17 protein-coding genes are annotated in these 17,266 nt (G+C 70.9%); 11 read left to right on the top strand and 6 right to left on the bottom strand.

All coding sequences use genetic code 11. The features are described 5' to 3' along the window. Positions 1–35 precede the first annotated feature (35 nt). The 3 genes from AB0C01_RS29755 to AB0C01_RS29745 all read left to right on the top strand — a co-directional run bounded on the left by AB0C01_RS29755 (position 36) and on the right by AB0C01_RS29745 (position 1,866). A complete protein-coding gene (locus tag AB0C01_RS29755) occupies positions 36–962 on the top strand; it encodes a YhjD/YihY/BrkB family envelope integrity protein (protein ID WP_357241395.1) in 927 nt (308 codons plus the stop codon). Positions 963–979: 17 nt separating this feature from the next. Continuing rightward, complete coding sequence (locus tag AB0C01_RS29750; protein WP_357241398.1) at positions 980–1,348, top strand: GntR family transcriptional regulator; 369 nt, start codon at positions 980–982, stop codon at positions 1,346–1,348. An 80-nt stretch (positions 1,349–1,428) separates the two neighbouring features. Further along, the gene (locus AB0C01_RS29745) at positions 1,429–1,866 is read left to right on the top strand and encodes a hypothetical protein (RefSeq protein WP_357572713.1); all 438 of its coding nucleotides are present in this window, start codon (positions 1,429–1,431) and stop codon (positions 1,864–1,866) included. Positions 1,867–1,878: 12 nt separating this feature from the next. Here AB0C01_RS29745 and AB0C01_RS29740 read toward each other — a convergent pair whose 3' ends face one another. The 4 genes from AB0C01_RS29740 to AB0C01_RS29725 all read right to left on the bottom strand — a co-directional run bounded on the left by AB0C01_RS29740 (position 1,879) and on the right by AB0C01_RS29725 (position 5,927). Continuing rightward, complete coding sequence (locus tag AB0C01_RS29740; protein WP_357572712.1) at positions 1,879–2,250, bottom strand: VOC family protein; 372 nt, start codon at positions 2,248–2,250, stop codon at positions 1,879–1,881. Between the two features lie 208 nt (positions 2,251–2,458). Continuing rightward, positions 2,459–4,093, bottom strand: coding sequence for a glycoside hydrolase family 13 protein (locus AB0C01_RS29735; RefSeq protein WP_357572711.1), 1,635 nt, complete (start codon positions 4,091–4,093; stop codon positions 2,459–2,461). A 32-nt stretch (positions 4,094–4,125) separates the two neighbouring features. Continuing rightward, the gene (locus AB0C01_RS29730) at positions 4,126–5,172 is read right to left on the bottom strand and encodes a LacI family DNA-binding transcriptional regulator (RefSeq protein WP_357241410.1); all 1,047 of its coding nucleotides are present in this window, start codon (positions 5,170–5,172) and stop codon (positions 4,126–4,128) included. A 149-nt stretch (positions 5,173–5,321) separates the two neighbouring features. Further along, positions 5,322–5,927 carry a TetR/AcrR family transcriptional regulator gene (locus tag AB0C01_RS29725; RefSeq protein WP_357572710.1) on the bottom strand — a complete coding sequence of 202 codons (606 nt, stop codon included), beginning with the start codon at positions 5,925–5,927 and terminating at the stop codon, positions 5,322–5,324. A gap of 95 nt (positions 5,928–6,022) precedes the next feature. On the opposite strand from AB0C01_RS29725, the gene AB0C01_RS29720 reads away from it, so the two are divergent. The 6 genes from AB0C01_RS29720 (at position 6,023) to AB0C01_RS29695 (ending at position 13,260) form a co-directional block, all read left to right on the top strand. Further along, positions 6,023–7,033, top strand: coding sequence for a hypothetical protein (locus AB0C01_RS29720; RefSeq protein WP_357241416.1), 1,011 nt, complete (start codon positions 6,023–6,025; stop codon positions 7,031–7,033). Positions 7,034–7,134: 101 nt separating this feature from the next. Continuing rightward, positions 7,135–7,476 carry a hypothetical protein gene (locus AB0C01_RS29715; RefSeq protein ID WP_357242364.1) on the top strand — a complete coding sequence of 114 codons (342 nt, stop codon included), beginning with the start codon at positions 7,135–7,137 and terminating at the stop codon, positions 7,474–7,476. A 276-nt stretch (positions 7,477–7,752) separates the two neighbouring features. Further along, positions 7,753–8,820, top strand: coding sequence for a BMP family ABC transporter substrate-binding protein (locus AB0C01_RS29710; protein ID WP_357242367.1), 1,068 nt, complete (start codon positions 7,753–7,755; stop codon positions 8,818–8,820). 187 nt (positions 8,821–9,007) lie between these two features. Next, positions 9,008–10,615, top strand: coding sequence for an ABC transporter ATP-binding protein (locus AB0C01_RS29705; RefSeq protein WP_357572736.1), 1,608 nt, complete (start codon positions 9,008–9,010; stop codon positions 10,613–10,615). Continuing rightward, on the top strand, positions 10,612–11,976 hold the full coding sequence (locus AB0C01_RS29700) for an ABC transporter permease (RefSeq protein WP_357572708.1): 1,365 nt from the start codon (positions 10,612–10,614) through the stop codon (positions 11,974–11,976). The genes AB0C01_RS29705 and AB0C01_RS29700 overlap by 4 nt, the downstream gene beginning before the upstream one ends. Before the next feature lie 3 nt (positions 11,977–11,979). Beyond that, entirely contained in the window at positions 11,980–13,260 is a 1,281-nt protein-coding gene (locus AB0C01_RS29695; RefSeq protein ID WP_357572706.1) for an ABC transporter permease, read from the top strand. A gap of 89 nt (positions 13,261–13,349) precedes the next feature. Here AB0C01_RS29695 and gap read toward each other — a convergent pair whose 3' ends face one another. Both gap and AB0C01_RS29685 read right to left on the bottom strand, forming a co-directional pair. Then, positions 13,350–14,360 (bottom strand): type I glyceraldehyde-3-phosphate dehydrogenase, encoded by a 1,011-nt coding sequence (gene gap, locus AB0C01_RS29690; RefSeq protein WP_357572705.1) that lies wholly within the window; start codon positions 14,358–14,360, stop codon positions 13,350–13,352. Between the two features lie 4 nt (positions 14,361–14,364). Beyond that, positions 14,365–14,958, bottom strand: a complete 594-nt coding sequence (locus tag AB0C01_RS29685; RefSeq protein WP_357572704.1) for a TetR/AcrR family transcriptional regulator — start codon at positions 14,956–14,958, stop codon at positions 14,365–14,367. Positions 14,959–15,047: 89 nt separating this feature from the next. Here AB0C01_RS29685 and AB0C01_RS29680 point away from each other — a divergent pair, with 89 nt between their 5' ends. Both AB0C01_RS29680 and AB0C01_RS29675 read left to right on the top strand, forming a co-directional pair. Beyond that, positions 15,048–15,752, top strand: a complete 705-nt coding sequence (locus AB0C01_RS29680) for a cytidine deaminase (RefSeq protein ID WP_357241432.1) — start codon at positions 15,048–15,050, stop codon at positions 15,750–15,752. Positions 15,753–15,901: 149 nt separating this feature from the next. Then, positions 15,902–17,182: a thymidine phosphorylase gene (locus tag AB0C01_RS29675; protein ID WP_357572702.1), complete on the top strand. Its 1,281-nt coding sequence runs from the start codon at positions 15,902–15,904 to the stop codon at positions 17,180–17,182. The last annotated feature ends 84 nt before the right edge of the window (positions 17,183–17,266 follow it).

Raw genomic sequence — 17,266 nt, 5'->3', positions numbered from 1 at the left:
CACTACGGCGGTGGGAGATCGGCGAGGATGATCGCGTGAACGTGATCGGCTGGATCGAAGCGGGCATCGACCGCTGGGTGAGCGCCGCGCGCCACCGGTCGGGGCTCTTCGATCACGTGTGGCGCGCCGGCACCCTGTACGGCGAGGTGCTGGCCGGGCGGCTGGCCGCCGCGATCGCCTACTACGGCTTCTTCGCGGTGTTCGCCCTCGCCCTTGTCGCGTTCTCCATCTTCGGCGCGATCCTGGAGGACAACGACGACGTCAGTGCGGCGGCAGCCGATTTCCTCAAGGAGAACCTGCCCTTCCTGGACGCCGAGCAGATCGCCAACTCCAGCGGCACGGTCGGTGTGGTCGGCCTGGTCATCCTGGTCTTCACCGGGATCGGCTGGGTGGAGGCCATCCGCTCCTCGCAGCGGCTGATGTACGACCTCAACCAGCAGCCGGGCAATCTGGTGATCCGGCGGCTGGTCGACCTGGGCGTGATGATCGGCATCTTCGTGCTGCTCGGCCTCTCGGTCGCGGCGGTGGACGCGCTGGAGTCGTTTCTGCGTTTCCTGCTGCGCAGCACCGGGTCGGTGGGTCTCACCACGATCAGCGCGGTGCTCAGCGTGCTCGTCAACGCGGTCCTCGCCACCGCGTTGCTCCTCGCGGTGCCCCGGCTGCGGATGAGCCGGTCCCGGTTGCGCCCGGTGGTGCTGTTGGTGGCCGTCGGCATCACCCTGCTGAACACGGTGGGGCGGTACTACGTGGTGCGTACCGAGCGGAATCCGGCGTACACGGTGGTGGCCGGCGCCGTCGGGCTGCTGCTGTACCTCTATCTGCTCAACCAACTGGTGCTCTTCGGTGCCGCGCTCCTCGCCACCAGCAGGAACGGTCGGGTCGTGGACCTGGCGGAGGCCGCCGTCCCGGCGGGCGTGGTCGACGAGGACACCGATCCCGGTACGCCAGGCGGTGCGAGCTGAGGACGGAAGGCGTACAGATGCTGATCTCGGTCGACGCGGACTCGTCGGTGCCGCCGTACGAGCAGGTCAGGGGGCAACTCGCCGAGCTGATCGGCGACGGTCGGCTGCCGGTCGGGTGTCGACTGCCCACCGTCCGGCAGCTCGCCGCCGACCTCGGGCTGGCCGCGAACACGGTGGCCCGGGCGTACCGGGAGTTGGAGGCGGCGGGGTTGCTGGAGACCCGGGGGCGCAACGGCACGTTCGTCGCCCCCGGGCGGGACGACGCCGTCGACCGGCTCCAGCGGGCGGCGGCCGGCTATGCGGCCGAGGCGGCCCGGCTCGGCGTGCCGCCGGCCACCGCGCTCGCCCTGGTCCGCGCCGCTCTGGACGCCGTCCGCCCCGGCTGACCGTCGCCGACCGCCCACCGGACGGGCGGAAACTGAGCCGAAAGCCGCCGACGCTCGCGTTCGCGGACCATGATGAGCCGGTGGGCGCACTCATGACACTGGACCTGCCGGCCGACTCGCCGCTCCTCGGGCTGCCCTGGATCATCACCTTCGGTCCGCTCGGTGACCTCGACGAGTGGGAGCCGGTGGTCTGCGGGCCGTACGAGCGGCCGCACGCGTTGGCGCTGGCCGAGGCGGTGGTGGCCGAGGAGCAACTGATGGCGGTGGTGGAGCCGTTGCTGCCGGCACTGTCCGCCGACGAGATCCGCAGTGAGATCGCCGCCGCGCAGGTCGCCGCCGAGGACGAGGCCCGCCAGGTCGAGAGCGCCGACCTGTACGGCGACTTCGAGGACGTGATCGACGAGGAGTTGGACGCGGCCGCCGACGAGGCCGGCCACGGCGCGCCCACCGAGCCGCCGGACGAGGCCGAGGTACGCGACGGCTTCACCCGGATCGCGGCGCTGCTCACCGCGAAGTGACAGCGGGGGCCGTCAGCGGGTCGGCGGACCGTCCAGCACGCAGAACTCGTTGCCCTCCGGGTCGGCGAGCACCGTGAACCGTTCGGTCCCGGTCTGCCCGACGTCGACGTGCCGCGCACCGAGGCTCAGCAGCCGTCGTACCTCGGTTTCGGGGTCCGCGTCCGCGACCAGGTCGAGGTGCAGTCGGTTCTTGCCCCGCTTGGCGGTGCCCGAGCCCTGCAACCACACGGTGGGGGCGGTGGCCGGCGTCCGCCCCGGTGGCCAGAGCCTGGCGCTGCCGTCGTCGCCCCGTTCGACCTCGTAGCCGAGCGCCGCGGACCAGAACGTGACCATCACGTCCAGGTCCTCGACGTCGAGCGTGCACTGCGCGATCCGTACCCCCATGGGTTCACCTCCGTAGTGACGGTGTCCGATGCGGTACCCACGACCGCCGCTGGCCACACCACCAGCGGCGCAACGGACACCGGCGCCACGCGGAGCGAACTCCGCGTGGCGCCGGTGACACCTCACCCCCCACCACAAGGGGTCGGTAGCCCAGCCGCCCGTCGGCGCGGGGCACAACGAACGACCAGGTCGAGTGGTTGTTACCCGTTCAGCGCCGTTGTAACCAGGCAGCCGCGTCAATCGGCAGCAGGTGGTCGCCGTCCGGTCCGGTGAGCGCGTCGCTGGCGACGAGCGGCTGACCGTACCCGTCAATCCTGACCGGCGTGCCGCTCAGGTTGACCACGCAGATCAGCGTGCTGTCGCCGGCGATGCGGGTGAAGGCCAGCACGCCCGGCTCGCTCTCCAGCCAGGTGATCCCGTCGGCCTCGTCGGCCAAGGCCGGGTGCTGGTGGCGGATCCGCAGCGCGGTCCGGTACAGCTCCAACGTCGAGTCGGGCACGCCGGTCTGCGCGCTGACGGACAGTGCCCGCCAGGTTGCCGGGGCGGGCAGCCAGCTCAGCTCGCTGCCGGCCGGGCCGAAGCCGTACGGGGCCAGCTCGCCGCTCCACGGGATGGGCACCCGGCAGCCGTCGCGGCTCTCGCCGGTGCGCAGGAACGCCGGGTCCTGGCGCAACTCGTCCGGAAGATCGAGGACCTCCGGCAGGCCCAGTTCCTCGCCCTGGTACAGGTAGGCGCAGCCGGGCAGGGCGAGCATCAGCAGGCTGGCGGCGCGGGCCCGGCGCAGCCCTTCGACACCGTCGCCGTAGCGGGTGACGTGCCGCTGCTTGTCGTGGTTGGACAGCACCCAGGTGGTCGGCGCTCCGACGACGCTCGCCTCAGCCAGAGCCGTGTCGATCACCTTGCGGAACGAGTCGGCCGACCAGGTGGCGTCGAGGAAGTCGAAGCTGAAGGCCTGGTGCAACTCGTCCGGACCGATGTAGCGGGCCAGGCGCTGGGGCGTCTCGGCCCACGCCTCGGCGACCGCCATCCGACCCCCGGGGTAGCTGTCCAGGATGGGTCGCCAGGCGCGGTAGATCTCGTGCACCTCGTCCTGGTCGAAGTAGGGGAGCCGGCCCCTGCCGAGCAGCTCGACCTGGCGCTGGCCGGTGGTCGTCGTGCTGAAGCCGACGTCCGGCAGCCCCTCGGCCTTGATCATGCCGTGTGCCACGTCGACGCGGAATCCGTCCACGCCCCGGTCCAGCCAGAACCGCAGCACGTCCTCGAATTCGGCACGGACCTCCGGGTGACGCCAGTTCAGGTCCGGCTGGGCGGGGTCGAACAGGTGCAGGTACCACTGGCCGTCGGCGACCCGGGTCCAGGCGGGGCCGCCGAAGATGCTCTCCCAGTCGTTCGGGGGCAGTTCGCCGTGCGTGCCCTGGCCCTCGGCGAAGAGGTAGCGGGCCCGCTCCGGCGAGCCGGGGCCGGCGGCGAGGGCGGCGGTGAACCACGGGTGCGCGTGGGAGGTGTGGTTGGGCACCAGGTCGACGATGATCCGCAGACCGAGGGCGTGCGCGTCGGTGATCATCGCGTCGAAGTCGGTGAGGGTGCCGAACATCGGGTCGACGTCCCGGTAGTCGGCGACGTCGTACCCGCCGTCGATCATCGGGGAGGTGTAGAAGGGTGTCAGCCAGAGCGCGTCCACCCCGAGGTCGCGCAGGTACGGCAGGCGTTGCCGAATGCCCTGGAGATCGCCGGTGCCGTCGCCGTCGCTGTCGGCGAAGCTGCGGACGTACACCTGGTAGACGACCGCGGAACGCCACCAGCGGTGATCATCGGTGTGCGACGGGGTGGCGGTGCTGATCATCGGAGCAATATGCCGCCCCGGAGCTGCAAGAGTCAAGCAGATCTTGCGTAAGGCAGACGCGCGGTGCTCGGCGCGACCGCGGTGGAGCCGCGCACCACCAGCTCCGGGCGGAACAGGTACTCCGAGTGCGGAGCGCCGTACCCGTTGATCTCGTCCACCAGGGCGCGGACGGCGGCCACCGCCATCGCGGTGACCGGTTGCCGCATGGTGGTCAACGGCGGGTCGGTGAACGCCATCAGCGGCGAGTCGTCGTAGCCGACCACGGAGACGTCGTCGGGCACCCGGAGGCCGCGTTGGCGGGCCGCCCGGATCGCGCCGAGCGCCATCAGGTCGGAGCCGCAGACCATGCCGGTGACGCCGCGGTCGAGCAGCCGGCCGGCCGCCGCCTCGCCACCCTCCACACCGAACAGCGACAGCTCGGCCAGTGGGCCGAGGTTGGCCTCCGCCACACCGGCGAGTCGGGTCATCGCCGAGCGCCAGCCGGACACCTTGCGCTGCACCGGAACGAACCGGTCCGGGCCGGTGATCAGGCCGATCCGTCGGTGCCCGAGCGCGACCAGGTGGGCGACGGCCAGTTCGGCGGCCTCCCGGTCGTCACAGGAGACGAAGGGGGCGCCGACGTCCGGCACGTGTCCATTGATCATCACCACCGGCAGCGGCCGGGCGAGCAGCGCCCGGTAGCGGTCGTGGTTGGCGGCGGTGTCGGCGTGCAGACCGGAGACGAAGACGATGCCGGAGACCTGCCGGTCCAGCAGCATCTCCACGTACTCGTCCTCGGTCACGCCGCCGGCGGTCTGGGTGCAGAGCACCGGGGTGAACCCGCTCTGCGCCAGGGTCGACTCGATGACCTGGGCGAAGGCGGGGAAGATCGGGTTGTCCAGCTCCGGCACCACCAGGCCGACCAGCCCGGCGCTGCGCTTGCGCAGCCGGGCCGGGCGCTCGTAGCCGAGCACGTCCAGTGCGGTGAGGACGGCCTGCCGGGTCTCCGGCGCCACGCCGGGGCGGTCGTTGAGCACCCGCGACACCGTGGCCTCGCTGACTTCGGCCTGCTGGGCGATGTCGGACAGTCGAGCGCGCATGGCGGCACTTTAGCCCACCGGCAAGTTCTTGCCGGGTGCTCTGCAAGCCCTTCCAAAATCTGCAACGCCTTGCTGTGCCCCCGCAGCATGTGAGAGCTGAGCTCGGGCTCGCGCCCCTGCTGGTCGGTGCGAAGGTTCGACGCGGGGGTTCAGGACGATCGCGGGGTCGCGCCGAGCAGGGCCGCCACTCCGGTCAGGTAGGTCGCGCGGTCCGGGACGCCGGTCAGCAGGCGCTGGATGAACCAGCCCGGGACCAGGCCGAACAGCGCAGCCCCGGTGGCCTCCGGGTCGGCGTGGGCGGGGAGTTCGCCGGACCGCTGGGCCCGCCGGACCAGGGCCGTGAAGTGCTCACGGAAGCCCGTGTACGTGTCGGCGACGAAGACAGCCAGTGCCGGGTCGCGCTGCGACTCGCCCCAGACCTGGATCGCGATGCGCAGCGCACCATCCTCGTCGAGCTGGGTCTCGACGTACGCCAGCACCCGGTCGAGCACCGCCAGCAGCGGCAGTGGCGGGTCCTGCCGGGTCAGCTCGGTGAGCACCTGACCCGCGCCGCCGATCGCCTGCTCGGCGATCGCGTTGATCAGGTCGGTCTTGCTCGGGAAGTAGCGGTAGACCGCGCCCACCGAGAGATCGGCCTCGGCGATCACGTCCTGCATCGAGGTGCGATGGAAGCCCTCCCGCAGGAAGCACCGGCGGGCGGCCTCGACGATCTGCCGGCGGCGGGCGGTGCGGTGTTCTTCGGAGACCCGTGGCACGTCGCACAGTGTAAAGCGAACACTCGTTCTTGACGCAGCGACGGCTCGCGGCGCACTCTTCTACAAAGAACGAGCGTTCGTTTTAGGAGATTGCCATGCCCCCGTCACCCACCCGCAGCCGTTCGCCGTTGCAGCTCGCCCTCCTGGTCGCCCTCCTGGCGGTGGCGGTGCAGGCGCTGCTCGTACCGCTCTTCGCCGCTCCGGCGGCCAACCTCGCCCCCCGCGACCTGCCGATCGCCGTTGCTGGGCCGGCACCCGTGGCCGGAGACCTGGGCGGCCGGCTCGCCGCGGCCCGGCCCGGCGCGTTCGTGGTGACCACCCTGCCGGACGCCGAAGCGGCCGACCGGGCGCTGCGCGACCGCGAGGTCTACGCGGCCTTCGTCGCCGGCCCGGACGGTGTGGCCCTGCACACCGCGCCGGCCGCCAGCCCGATGGTCGCCGTACTTCTCGCTGAGGCGGCCGGGCAGGTCTCCGGCGGCCGGCCGGTCCCGGTGGTGTCGGTGGTCCCCGCCGATCCGGACGACCCCCGGGGTGCCGGATTCGCCGCCGGCTTCCTGCCGTTCGCCATGACCAGCCTGCTGGCCGGTGCGCTGCTGACCCTGCTCGTGCGCGGGCGGACCGCCCGGCTGGCCGGGTTGGCGGCCTACGCCGTGCTCGCCGGGGTGGCGGGGGTTGTCGTGCTGCACGACTGGCTTGGCGTGATCGACGGGAGCCGGCTCGCCGAGGGGGGCATGATCGGCCTCTTCACGCTCGCCGCCGCGGCCACCGTCGCCGGGCTGGGTGCGGTGCTCGGCCGGCCGGGGATCGGCCTCGGCGCGCTGCTGGTGTTCCTGGTCGGCAACCCGCTCTCGGCTGTCTCCGCCGCTCCCGAACTGTTGCCGCAGCCCTGGGGCGAGATCGGGCAGTGGCTGCCGGTCGGCGCGGGCGGCACCGCGCTGCGCTCCGCCGCCTTCTTCGATGGCGCCGGTGCCGGGCAGGCGGTGGCGATCCTCGCCGGGTACGCAGTGGCGGGGCTGCTCCTGGTGCTATTCGCCCGGCGGGCCGGATCGGCGCCGGTGGTCGGCGGACCGGCGGCGGCCGAGCGCTCCGCGGTGGCCGCGGCCTGATCGGTCCGGCCGCAGGCCGGGTGCCTGCTCGTCGGGCGGGGCGTGCCGGGTCGGCGCGCCCCCCTACTACAAACTGTCGTTGATAGGGGAGGATGAGCGACGTGGAAGCACTGCGACTCATCCTCCTCTATGTCCATCTGATCGGCTTCGCCCTGCTGCTCGGCGGCTCGATCGCCCAGTACCTCAGTGGCCGGATCCGGATCAACCCGGCGATGCTCTGGGGGGCGGTGATCCAGTTGCTGACCGGGCTCGGCCTCTCCGCGCCGCTGCGCGACGGCGACGAGCCGGCGCCGGCGAAACTTGTGACGAAGTTGGTCATCGCGCTGCTGATCTTCGTCATGGTCTTCTTCTCCCGGAAGCGGGACGTGGTAAACCGTGGTCATTTCCTCGCGATCGTCGGTCTGACCCTGGTCAACGCGGCGGTCGCGGTCTTTTGGCGGTAACGTCCGAGGAGGGACCGGCCCCGAAAATCCGGACGTTGCGGACGCCCTGGGACTCGCTTACCAGCACGAAGCGTGACTTGCCCCACGCAAGGGTTACACCCGGGTAACAGGCGCTCAACAGTCGTGCACGATTGTCGGCCGGTGGGTGGGCGCGGGCGTACGCTCCCGTCCGTAACGTGGGACAGCCGGCGGCACACCGCAGGTCGGCTGATGGGCTGCCACCGCACTAGGCGCGGTGAGCAATGGGAAGGAGACGTCTTGCGCTCGGTGCGTGGGATGCGGATCGCCTCGATCTTCGCGGTGGGTGGGCTCGCGCTCACCGCCGCCGCTTGTGGCGAGGCCCCCAAGGATGACAACAACGCCGGCAGTGGCGCCAAGAAGTTCAGCGCCTGCATGGTGACCGACGTCGGCGGCATCGACGACAAGTCGTTCAACACCTCGGCCTGGAAGGGTCTGCAGGAGGCCAAGGCCGCCAACGACAACATCGACATCAAGTTCGTCGCGTCGAAGGCCGAGGCCGACTACGAGCCGAACCTGACGCAGTACGTCAACCAGAAGTGCAACTTCATCCTGGCGGTCGGTGGCCTGATGGCCAACGCCACCAAGAAGATCGCGACGGCGAACCCGAACCAGGAGTTCGGCATCGTGGACTCCGGCTCCGAGCTGGAGAACGTCTACCCGATGCAGTTCGACACCGCGCAGGCCGCGTTCCAGGCCGGCTACCTGGCCGCCGGAATGACCAAGACCGGCAAGGTGGGCACCTACGGTGGTCTACCGATCCCGCCGGTCACCATCTTCATGGACGGCTTCGTCGACGGTGTGAAGTACTTCAACACCACCAAGGGCAAGAACGTCCAGGCGCTGGGTTGGAACAAGGAGACCCAGAAGGGCTCCTTCACCAACGACTTCGCCAAGCAGGACGAGGGCAAGAAGGTCTCCGACGCGCTGGTCGCCCAGGGCGCGGACATCATCATGCCGGTCGCCGGCGGCTCCGGCCTCGGCACCACCGCCGCGGCCAAGGCCTCGGGTGGCAAGTACAGCACCATCTGGGTGGACGTCGACGGCTGCGAGAGCACCCCGGACTGCTCGGCGATCATCACCACCGTGGTGAAGAACATCCCGGACGCCGTCAAGGAGGCTGTGGTGAAGGCCGCCGCCGGTGACAAGCTGCCGGCCAAGCCGGGCTTCGTCGGCACCCTGGCCAACAGTGGTGTCTCGATCGCCCCGTACCACGACTTCGACAGCAAGGTTCCGGCCGAGCTGAAGGCCGAGGTCGACAAGATCAAGGCGGACATCGCCGCCGGCACCATCACCGTCACCTCGAAGGCCCAGCCGACCAAGTGACGACCGGCTGGCCCCTCCAATGAGATCATCGGGGGGTCGGCGGGGGACAGGTACGACCGACCGGCCGCTCTGGCCCCGCGGGTGACCGTGGGGTCGGAGCGGCCGATCGCGCACCACGTCAACCGGCCGCTCCGGTCGGGTCGACGGCAGCTAGGCTGCACCATCGCTCGCACTCCAGGAGGTTGCGCTGAGACTCGAACTGCGCGGCATCACCAAGCGGTTCGGTGATCTGGTCGCCAACGACCACATCGACCTGACGGTGGAGCCTGGAGAGATTCACGCCCTGCTCGGCGAGAACGGCGCGGGCAAGTCGACACTGATGAACGTGCTCTACGGGCTCTACCAGCCCGACGAGGGCGAGATCCTGGTCGACGGCAAGCCGTTGAAGCTGAAGGGCCCGTCCGACGCGATCGGCGCCGGGATCGGCATGGTGCACCAGCACTTCATGCTGGTGCCGGTCTTCACCGTCGCCGAAAACATCATGCTCGGCGCCGAGCAGACCCGGGGCGGCATCGCCGGCTTCCTGGACCGCCGTCGCGCCCGGCGCGAGGTCACCGAGGTGTCCGAGCGCTACAACCTGCGGGTCGACCCGGACGCCGTGATCGAGGACCTGCCGGTCGGCATCCAGCAGCGTGTCGAGATCGTCAAGGCGCTCACCCGCGACGTCGACCTGCTCATCCTGGACGAGCCGACCGCCGTGCTCACGCCGCAGGAGACCGAGGAACTGTTGACGGTCATGCGGTCGCTCAAGGCGGCCGGCAAGTCGATCGTCTTCATCACCCACAAGCTGGGCGAGGTCAAGGCCATCGCCGACCGGATCACGGTGATCCGACGCGGAAAGACCGTCGGCACCGCCTCGCCGCAGGCCAGCCGGGACGAGCTGGCGGCCCTGATGGTCGGGCGCAACGTCCGGCTCACCGTGGACAAGACCCCGGCCACGCCGGGCGACCCGGTGCTGGAGGTGGCCGGGCTCGTCGTCGACGACGACCGGCAGATCCGCGCGGTCGACGGCATCGACCTGACCGTGCGCGCCGGTGAGGTGCTCGGCGTGGCGGGCGTACAGGGCAACGGTCAGACCGAGCTGATCGAGGCGATCATGGGCCTGCGCCCGGTGCTCGCCGGCACGGTCAGCCTGGTCGGGGACCGGATCGACGGCTGGAAGCCCAAGAAGGTGCTCCGCGCGGGCGTCGGCTACGTGCCCGAGGACCGGAGCGTGGACGGCCTGGTCAAGGAGTTCAGCGTCGCGGAGAACCTGGTGCTGGACATCTACGACCGGCCGCCGTTCGGTGCCGGGCTCGCGCTGAAGCCGGAGGCGATCGCCGCCTCGGCGAAGGAGCGGATCGAGCAGTTCGACGTCCGTACCTCATCGGCCGACGCGGCGGTCGGCACCCTCTCCGGCGGCAACCAGCAGAAGGTGATCGTGGCCCGGGAGTTGTCCCGGCCGCTGAAGCTCTTCATCGCCGCCCAGCCGACCCGTGGCGTCGACGTGGGGTCGATCGAGTTCATCCACAGCCAGATCATCCGCGAGCGGGACATCGGCACCGCCGTCATGGTGGTCTCCAGCGAGCTCGACGAGGTGATCGGGCTGGCCGACCGGATCGCCGTCATGTACCGCGGTCGGATCATCGGGATCGTCGGCCCGGACACCCCGCGCGAGGAGATCGGCCTACTGATGGCCGGCATCAGCCCGGACGCGGCCCACGAGCGCGACCCGGACGCCGTGCCCAGCGACGGGCCGGCCACCGACGGGAGCCCGGCGAGCGACCCGGGCTCCGCGAGCGAGGACGAGGCATGACCAACCCCCCAACCCCGCAGCCCGGCTCGCCGGACAAGGAGCCGGCGAGCGAGGCGCAGGCCGCGCAGAACACGCTCGGCAACACCGAACGGGCCGAGGTGGCGACCGAGCCGGGCGGCTCGGCGTCCACGCCGGAGCAGAAGCCGAGTCTGGGCCGGTTGTTCATGGACAACCTCTGGGCGGCCAACACCTTCACGGTGACCCTGCTGTCGCTGGTGCTGGCGATCGTGGTCGGCGCGGTGCTGATGATCATTTCTGATCCGACCGTGCTGTCCACGTACTCGTACATCACCTCCCGACCGTCCGACGCGATCAACTCCAGCTGGACGCTCGTCAGCGAGGCGTACGCGAACCTGTTCAAGGGCTCGGTCTTCGACCCCGAGGCGTTCTCCGGCTGGGTGAACGGCACCGGTAGCTGGCAGGCCGTGCTCGCGCCGATCTCGGAGACGCTCACCTACGCCGCGCCGCTCGTCTTCACCGGCCTGTCGGTGGCGCTGGCCTTCCGGGGCGGCCTGTTCAACATCGGTGCCCAGGGTCAGGCCACCATCGGTGTGATCATGGCGGCCCTGGCCGGCTTCCTGCTGCCCCTGCCGCCCGGCCTGCACCTGCTGGTGGCGGTGCTGGCCGGCGCTCTGGGCGGAGCGATCTGGGGTTTCATCCCCGGCATCCTCAAGGCCCGTGCCGGCGCGCACGAGGTGATCAACACGATCATGCTCAACTACGTCGCCACGTACTTCCTCACCTGGTTGATCGTGCAGAACGGCGTGCAGGACCCGAACCGTACCGACGCGATCAGCAAGGCGGTGGACACCTCCGCCCAGCTGCCCCGACTGCTCGGCGACAACCTGCGGGTGCACGCCGGCATCCTGATCGCCGTGCTGGCCACCTGGGGGGTCGCCTGGCTGCTGAACCGTTCGACGCTCGGCTTCGAGCTGCGGGCGGTCGGCGCCAACCCGGACGCCGCCCGCACCGCGGGCATCAGCGTCACGCGGACGTACATCCTGATCATGGTCTTCGCCGGCATCCTGGCGGGCCTCGGTGGCTCGAACATGGTGTTGGGCTCGACCGCCAGCGCGTTGACCCCGCTGGTGGTCGCGCAGATCGGCTTCGACGGCATCCTGGTGGCGTTGCTGGGGCGGGTGAAGCCCTGGGGGGTGCTGCTGGCCGCGTTGCTGTTCGGGGCGTTGCAGGCCGGCGGCAACCGGATGCAGTCGTACTCCGGGATCTCGCTGGAGCTGGTGACCGTGCTCCAGGCGCTGATCGTCATCTTCATCGCCGCGCCGGCCCTGGTGAAGGCGATCTTCCAGCTCCGGGCCGCGCGCGCCGCCCGGTTGCAGACGAGCCTGGCGAAGGGCTGGTAACTCATGTCCACCATGGCTGTCCCCGACATCGCGGTCGCCCCGGTCGACGAGGGCTTCTGGACGCGAAGCCGCAAGGTCGGCCTCACACTGCTGGGGCTCGGCCTGCTGGCCGCGGTGCTCTTCGGCGCGCTCGCCACCGACCAGCAGGCCCGATTCACCCTCAGCGACGACGCGGCCGGCGCCGCACTGGAGATCAACGGCACGATCGGGGCGATCCTGTTCGGGATCATCGCGATCGCCGCCGGCGCGGCCCTGCTCGCCGGGGTGCCGAAGCGGTGGTTCCTCCCGGTGCTCGGCGTCGGGCTGGTCGGCTTCGTGCTCTCGTTCCTCTGCTGGCAGGTCTCCGCGGCGCCGGCCGGGCAGAACTTCATGCCGCTGGTCAACATCATCCGGGGCACGTTCATCCTGGCCCTACCGCTGATCTTCGGTGCGCTCGCCGGGGTGCTCTGCGAACGCTCCGGCGTGGTCAACGTGGCCATCGAGGGCCAGTTGCTGATGGGCGCCTTCAGCGGCGCGCTCTTCGGCAGCATCTCCGGCAGCGTCTGGGTGGGACTGGTCGCCGCCGCCATCGGCGGCGCGTTCATCTCGCTGCTGCTGGCCGTCTTCGCGATCCGCTACCTGGTCGACCAGGTCGTCATGGGCATCGTGCTGAACCTGCTGGCGGTCGGCGTCACCGGGTTCCTCTACGAGCGGCTGATGCAGACCGACGCGGCGAGATACAACAGCGCGCCCCGCTTCAGCAACTGGGAGATCCCGTTGCTGAAGGACATCCCGGTGCTCGGGCCGGCGCTGTTCCGCGGCAACATCTTCCTCTACCTGGGCCTGCTGCTGGTGCTGGTGATCCACATCGGGTTGTTCCGGACCCGGTGGGGTCTGCGGACCCGCTCGGTCGGCGAACACCCGATCGCCGCGGACACGCTCGGCGTCAAGGTGCTGCGGGTGCGCTACCGCAACGTGCTGCTGGCCGGGGTGGTCGCCGGCATCGGCGGCGCCTCCTACACGCTGGCGCTCTACTCGTTCACCAAGAACATGATCGGCGGTAAGGGCTTCATCGCCCTGGCCGCGCTGATCTTCGGCCGGTGGAACCCGACCGGCGCGCTGCTCGCCGCGCTCTTCTTCGGGTTCGCCGACCAGCTCGCCACCTACCTGGGCGCGATCAGCAGCTCGATCCCCAGCCAGTTCCTGGCCATGCTGCCCTACCTGGCGACGATCCTGGCGGTCGCCGGGCTGGTCGGCCGGGTTCGGGCACCGGCCGCCGACGGCAAGCCGTACATCAAGGGCTGACGCGCGAAGGCGTGCCCGGCGGGACGTCCCGCCGGGCACGCCGCAGCGCGCTCGCCCACCCGGACACGTCCCGGGTACGCCGTGGTGCGTCAGGCCGCCGCCGTCGCTCCGATGCGCTCGGAGAACTCCACGAGGCGGTTGGAGAAGCCCCACTCGTTGTCGTACCAGCCGAACACCTTGACCTGGTTGCCGACTGCCTCGGTCAGCGGCGCGTCGAAGATCGACGAGTAGGGGTTGCCGACGATGTCCGCCGAGACCAGGGGCGCCTCGGAGTACTGCAGGTAGCGCCGCAGCCCCGGGGATGCGGCCGCCTCGCGGAACGCCGCGTTGACGTCCTGGACGTCGGCGCGCTGGCGGAGGACCACGGTGAGGTCGGTGATGGAGCCCGTCGCGACAGGTACGCGCAGTGCGGCGCCGGTGAGGCGCCCGTCGAGCTCCGGGATGACCTTGCCGATCGCCTTCGCCGCGCCCGACGACGTCGGGATCGTCGAGAGGGCCGCCGCGCGGGCGCGGCGCAGGTCGGAGTGTGGCGCGTCGTGGAGCCGCTGGTCGCCCGTGTAGGCGTGGATCGTCGTCATCAGTCCCGAGTCGATGCCGAACGAGTCGTTGAGCACCTTCGCGAGCGGTGCCAGCGAGTTCGTGGTGCAGGAGCCGTTGGAGAAGACGTCGTGGCCGTCCGGGTCGAGGCTCTCGTCGTTCACTCCGAGAACGAACGTGGGGACGTCCCCCTTGGCCGGCGCCGAGATGATGACCTTCCTCGCGCCGCCCTTGAGGTGGGCCGCCGCCGCGCCGCCGTCGGTGAAGTGGCCGGTGGACTCGATCACGACGTCGGCGCCGACGTCACCCCAGGGGATGGTGGCCGGGTCGGACTGCGCGAAGACCCTCATGCGCGTGCCCTGAACGGCGATCGCGTCGCCGTCGTAGGCGACGCCGTCCAGATGTCCGGAGACCGAGTCCCACTCGAGCAGGGTGGCCAGCGTGCGGGCATCGGTGAGGTCGTTCACCGCGACCACCTCGACGTCGGCGTTGTTGGCCAGGGCCGCGCGCAGGTAGGTGCGCCCGATCCGTCCGAACCCGTTGATGCCGATGCGTACCGTCATGGCTTCAGTTCCTCCTGTTGTTCTCGTGGGCGAGCCCGGCTGGTGCTGCCGCCCGAAGGAGGCTGAGAGCGCCTTCGCGGGCATCGTCGAACGGGCCGGGGTCCTGCTGGGCGATCGCGAGCACGTAGCCGCCCTGTAGGACGGCCATCAGGGTGTTGGCGAGTTGCTCGGGGTTGAGGTCGTCCCGCAGTTCGCCCGCCGCGACGGCCTCGCGCAGCACCGTGACCCAGCGGCCGCGGGCCTGGGCGAACGCGCGCGCCACCGGGGCGAGCAGCACCGGGTCCTCGCGGACCTGCGGGTCCTGGGTCATCCGGCCGACCTTGCAGCCCTTGAGGGCGTCGCGGGGACGCATCAGGTATGCCTCGATCCGAGCCATCGGGTCGCCCGGACCGTCGAGTTCGGACGCGGCCGGCAGCAGGTCGGCGACGTTGCGCTCAAGTGCGGCGAGCGCGAGATCCCGCTTGGTCGGGAAGTGGTGGTACATGCTGCCCTGGCCCACGCCGGACCGTTCGCGAACGTCACGCGGGCTGGTGTCGGCGTAGCCGCGCTCCCACATGAGCTGCCCCATCGTGTCGACGAGTAGTTGTCGCGAGTCCATGGCGTCACTGTACATACCAGTAGGTACAGTCCGCCTGCGGAGCCCGCCCTGCCCGCTCCTGACCTGGGCTGCTTGGGCAGAATGGTGGCATGACCGACATTGACTGGGCGCGCTTGCGGGCCGCCGCCACCGACGCGATGCGGCACGCGTACGCGCCGTACTCGACGTTCCCGGTCGGCGCGGCCGCGCTTGTCGACGACGGCCGCGTGGTGGTCGGCTGCAACGTGGAGAACGCCGCGTACGGGGTGACCCTCTGCGCCGAGTGCGGGGTGGTCTCCAGCCTGCACGCCACCGGTGGCGGTCGACTCGTCGCGCTGTCCTGCGTCGACGCGACAGGTGAGCCGCTGATGCCGTGCGGTCGCTGCCGGCAGCTGCTCTGGGAGCACGGCGGGCCGGAGTGCCTGATCGAGAGCAAGACCCGCCCGCTGCGGATGGCCGAGCTGCTGCCGCACGCCTTCGGTGTGGAGGACCTGGAGGCCGTCACCGGGGAGACGCCGGTGCCGGTGGTCCCGGAGCGGCTGGCCGCCTGGCGTGGGCGCGGCACCGTCTTCGTGCATCCGGACATGTCCGCCGGGCAGCAGGTCTGGACGGCGTACTGGGAGCGGTCGGCCGGCGACGACGTCGGTGCCGAGACCGGTGTGCTGGAGGAGGCGCCGAGCTGGGACGACCCGGCCGAGGCGATCACCTGGGGTCTGGCCCGGACACCGCGTGTGGTGGTGGTCGACGCGACCGGCACGATCTTCTGGGCTGGCGAGGGTGAGCCGCCTTTGGAGATCCCGGTTCGCTGGGGTTGATTGTGGTTGCGGTTGGGGGCGGGGGCCGACCGTGCCCGGCTCCGGGCGGTCAGGCTTGATCCCTCCGCCGGGCACGGTCGGCCCCCGCCCTGACCTGGGCACGGGCCGCCGGTCTGGATCTGCACGACGACGTGAGAAGGAACCACAAAGTGAGCGGTTTTGCTGCTGTTGACGTTATTCGGGTCAAGCGGGATGGCGGGGTGCTGTCGGACGCGCAGATCGACTGGGTGGTCGACGCGTACACGCGGGGGGTCGTCGCCGACGAGCAGATGTCGGCGCTGGCCATGGCGATCCTGCTCAACGGCATGACCGCCCCGGAGATCGCCCGGTGGACCGCCGCGATGATCGCCAGCGGTGAGCGGCTGGACCTGTCGGCGGTACGCCGGCCGACTGTCGACAAGCACTCCACCGGCGGCGTGGGCGACAAGATCACGCTGCCGCTCACCCCGTTGGTGGCGGCGTGTGGCGCGGCCGTGCCGCAGCTGAGCGGCCGAGGGCTCGGGCACACCGGCGGCACGCTCGACAAGTTGGAGTCCATCCCGGGCTGGCGGGCCACGGTGAGCAACGACGAGTTCATCGCCCAGCTCGACGAGGTCGGCGCGGTGATCTGCGCGGCCGGCGCGGGGCTCGCCCCCGCCGACCGCAAGCTGTACGCGCTTCGCGACGTGACCGGCACCGTGGAGGCGATCCCGCTGATCGCCAGCTCCATCATGAGCAAGAAGATCGCCGAGGGCACCGGCGCGTTGGTCCTCGACGTCAAGGTCGGCTCGGGTGCCTTCATGAAGTCCGTCGACCAGGCCCGCGAGCTGGCCCGCACGATGGTCGAGTTGGGTGGCGCGCACGGCGTACGGACCGTCGCCCTGCTCACCGACATGTCCACTCCGCTCGGTCTGGCCATCGGCAACGCGGTGGAGGTGACCGAGTCGGTCGAGGTGCTGGCCGGTGGTGGACCCGCCGACGTGGTGGAACTGACCCTCGCCCTGGCCCGGGAGATGCTCGACGCGGCCGGCCTGCCCGACGCCGACCCGGCGGCCGCGTTGCGGGACGGCCGGGCGATGGACTCCTGGCGGGCGATGATCCGTGCGCAGGGCGGCGACCCGGACGCGCCGATGCCGACCGCCAACGAGGTCGAGGTGGTCCGCGCCGAGCGGGACGGACACGTCGCCGCCGTCGACGCGTACGCCATGGGGGTTGCGGCGTGGCGACTCGGCGCGGGTCGGGCGCGCAAGGAGGACCCGGTCAGCGTGCCGGCCGGTGTGGTGTTGCACAAGCGGCCGGGTGACCCGGTACGGGCCGGTGACCCCCTCTACGAGCTGCGCGCCGAGGACCCGGCGCGGATTCCGGCGGCGCTGGCCGAGGCCGCCGACGCGGTACGGATCGCGTCGACCGCCGCGGCCGCGACGCCGCTGGTCATCGAGCGCATCGGCTGACCGGACCGGGGGTCGGGGTGCCATGGTGCCGGTCACCTGGTAGCGCTATTGTCGCAGGCCAAGGGGGGACAACCGGCCTTGAGC

This window comes from Micromonospora sp. NPDC048905 (assembly GCF_040649655.1).
Taxonomy (GTDB): Bacteria; Actinomycetota; Actinomycetes; order Mycobacteriales; family Micromonosporaceae; genus Micromonospora.
Note: the sequence above shows the minus strand (reverse complement) of the source record. Positions and strands in the feature narration are given on the sequence as shown.

Coding starts and splice junctions, on each gene's coding strand:
- AB0C01_RS29685 (WP_357572704.1), bottom strand. CDS start 14,958: ATGGACTCGCGACAACTACTCGTCGACACGATGGGGCAGCTCATGTGG.
- gap (WP_357572705.1), bottom strand. CDS start 14,360: ATGACGGTACGCATCGGCATCAACGGGTTCGGACGGATCGGGCGCACC.
- AB0C01_RS29710 (WP_357242367.1), top strand. CDS start 7,753: ATGCGGATCGCCTCGATCTTCGCGGTGGGTGGGCTCGCGCTCACCGCC.
- AB0C01_RS29730 (WP_357241410.1), bottom strand. CDS start 5,172: ATGCGCGCTCGACTGTCCGACATCGCCCAGCAGGCCGAAGTCAGCGAG.
- AB0C01_RS29740 (WP_357572712.1), bottom strand. CDS start 2,250: ATGGGGGTACGGATCGCGCAGTGCACGCTCGACGTCGAGGACCTGGAC.
- AB0C01_RS29750 (WP_357241398.1), top strand. CDS start 980: ATGCTGATCTCGGTCGACGCGGACTCGTCGGTGCCGCCGTACGAGCAG.
- AB0C01_RS29695 (WP_357572706.1), top strand. CDS start 11,980: ATGTCCACCATGGCTGTCCCCGACATCGCGGTCGCCCCGGTCGACGAG.
- AB0C01_RS29680 (WP_357241432.1), top strand. CDS start 15,048: ATGACCGACATTGACTGGGCGCGCTTGCGGGCCGCCGCCACCGACGCG.
- AB0C01_RS29700 (WP_357572708.1), top strand. CDS start 10,612: ATGACCAACCCCCCAACCCCGCAGCCCGGCTCGCCGGACAAGGAGCCG.
- AB0C01_RS29735 (WP_357572711.1), bottom strand. CDS start 4,093: ATGATCAGCACCGCCACCCCGTCGCACACCGATGATCACCGCTGGTGG.
- AB0C01_RS29720 (WP_357241416.1), top strand. CDS start 6,023: ATGCCCCCGTCACCCACCCGCAGCCGTTCGCCGTTGCAGCTCGCCCTC.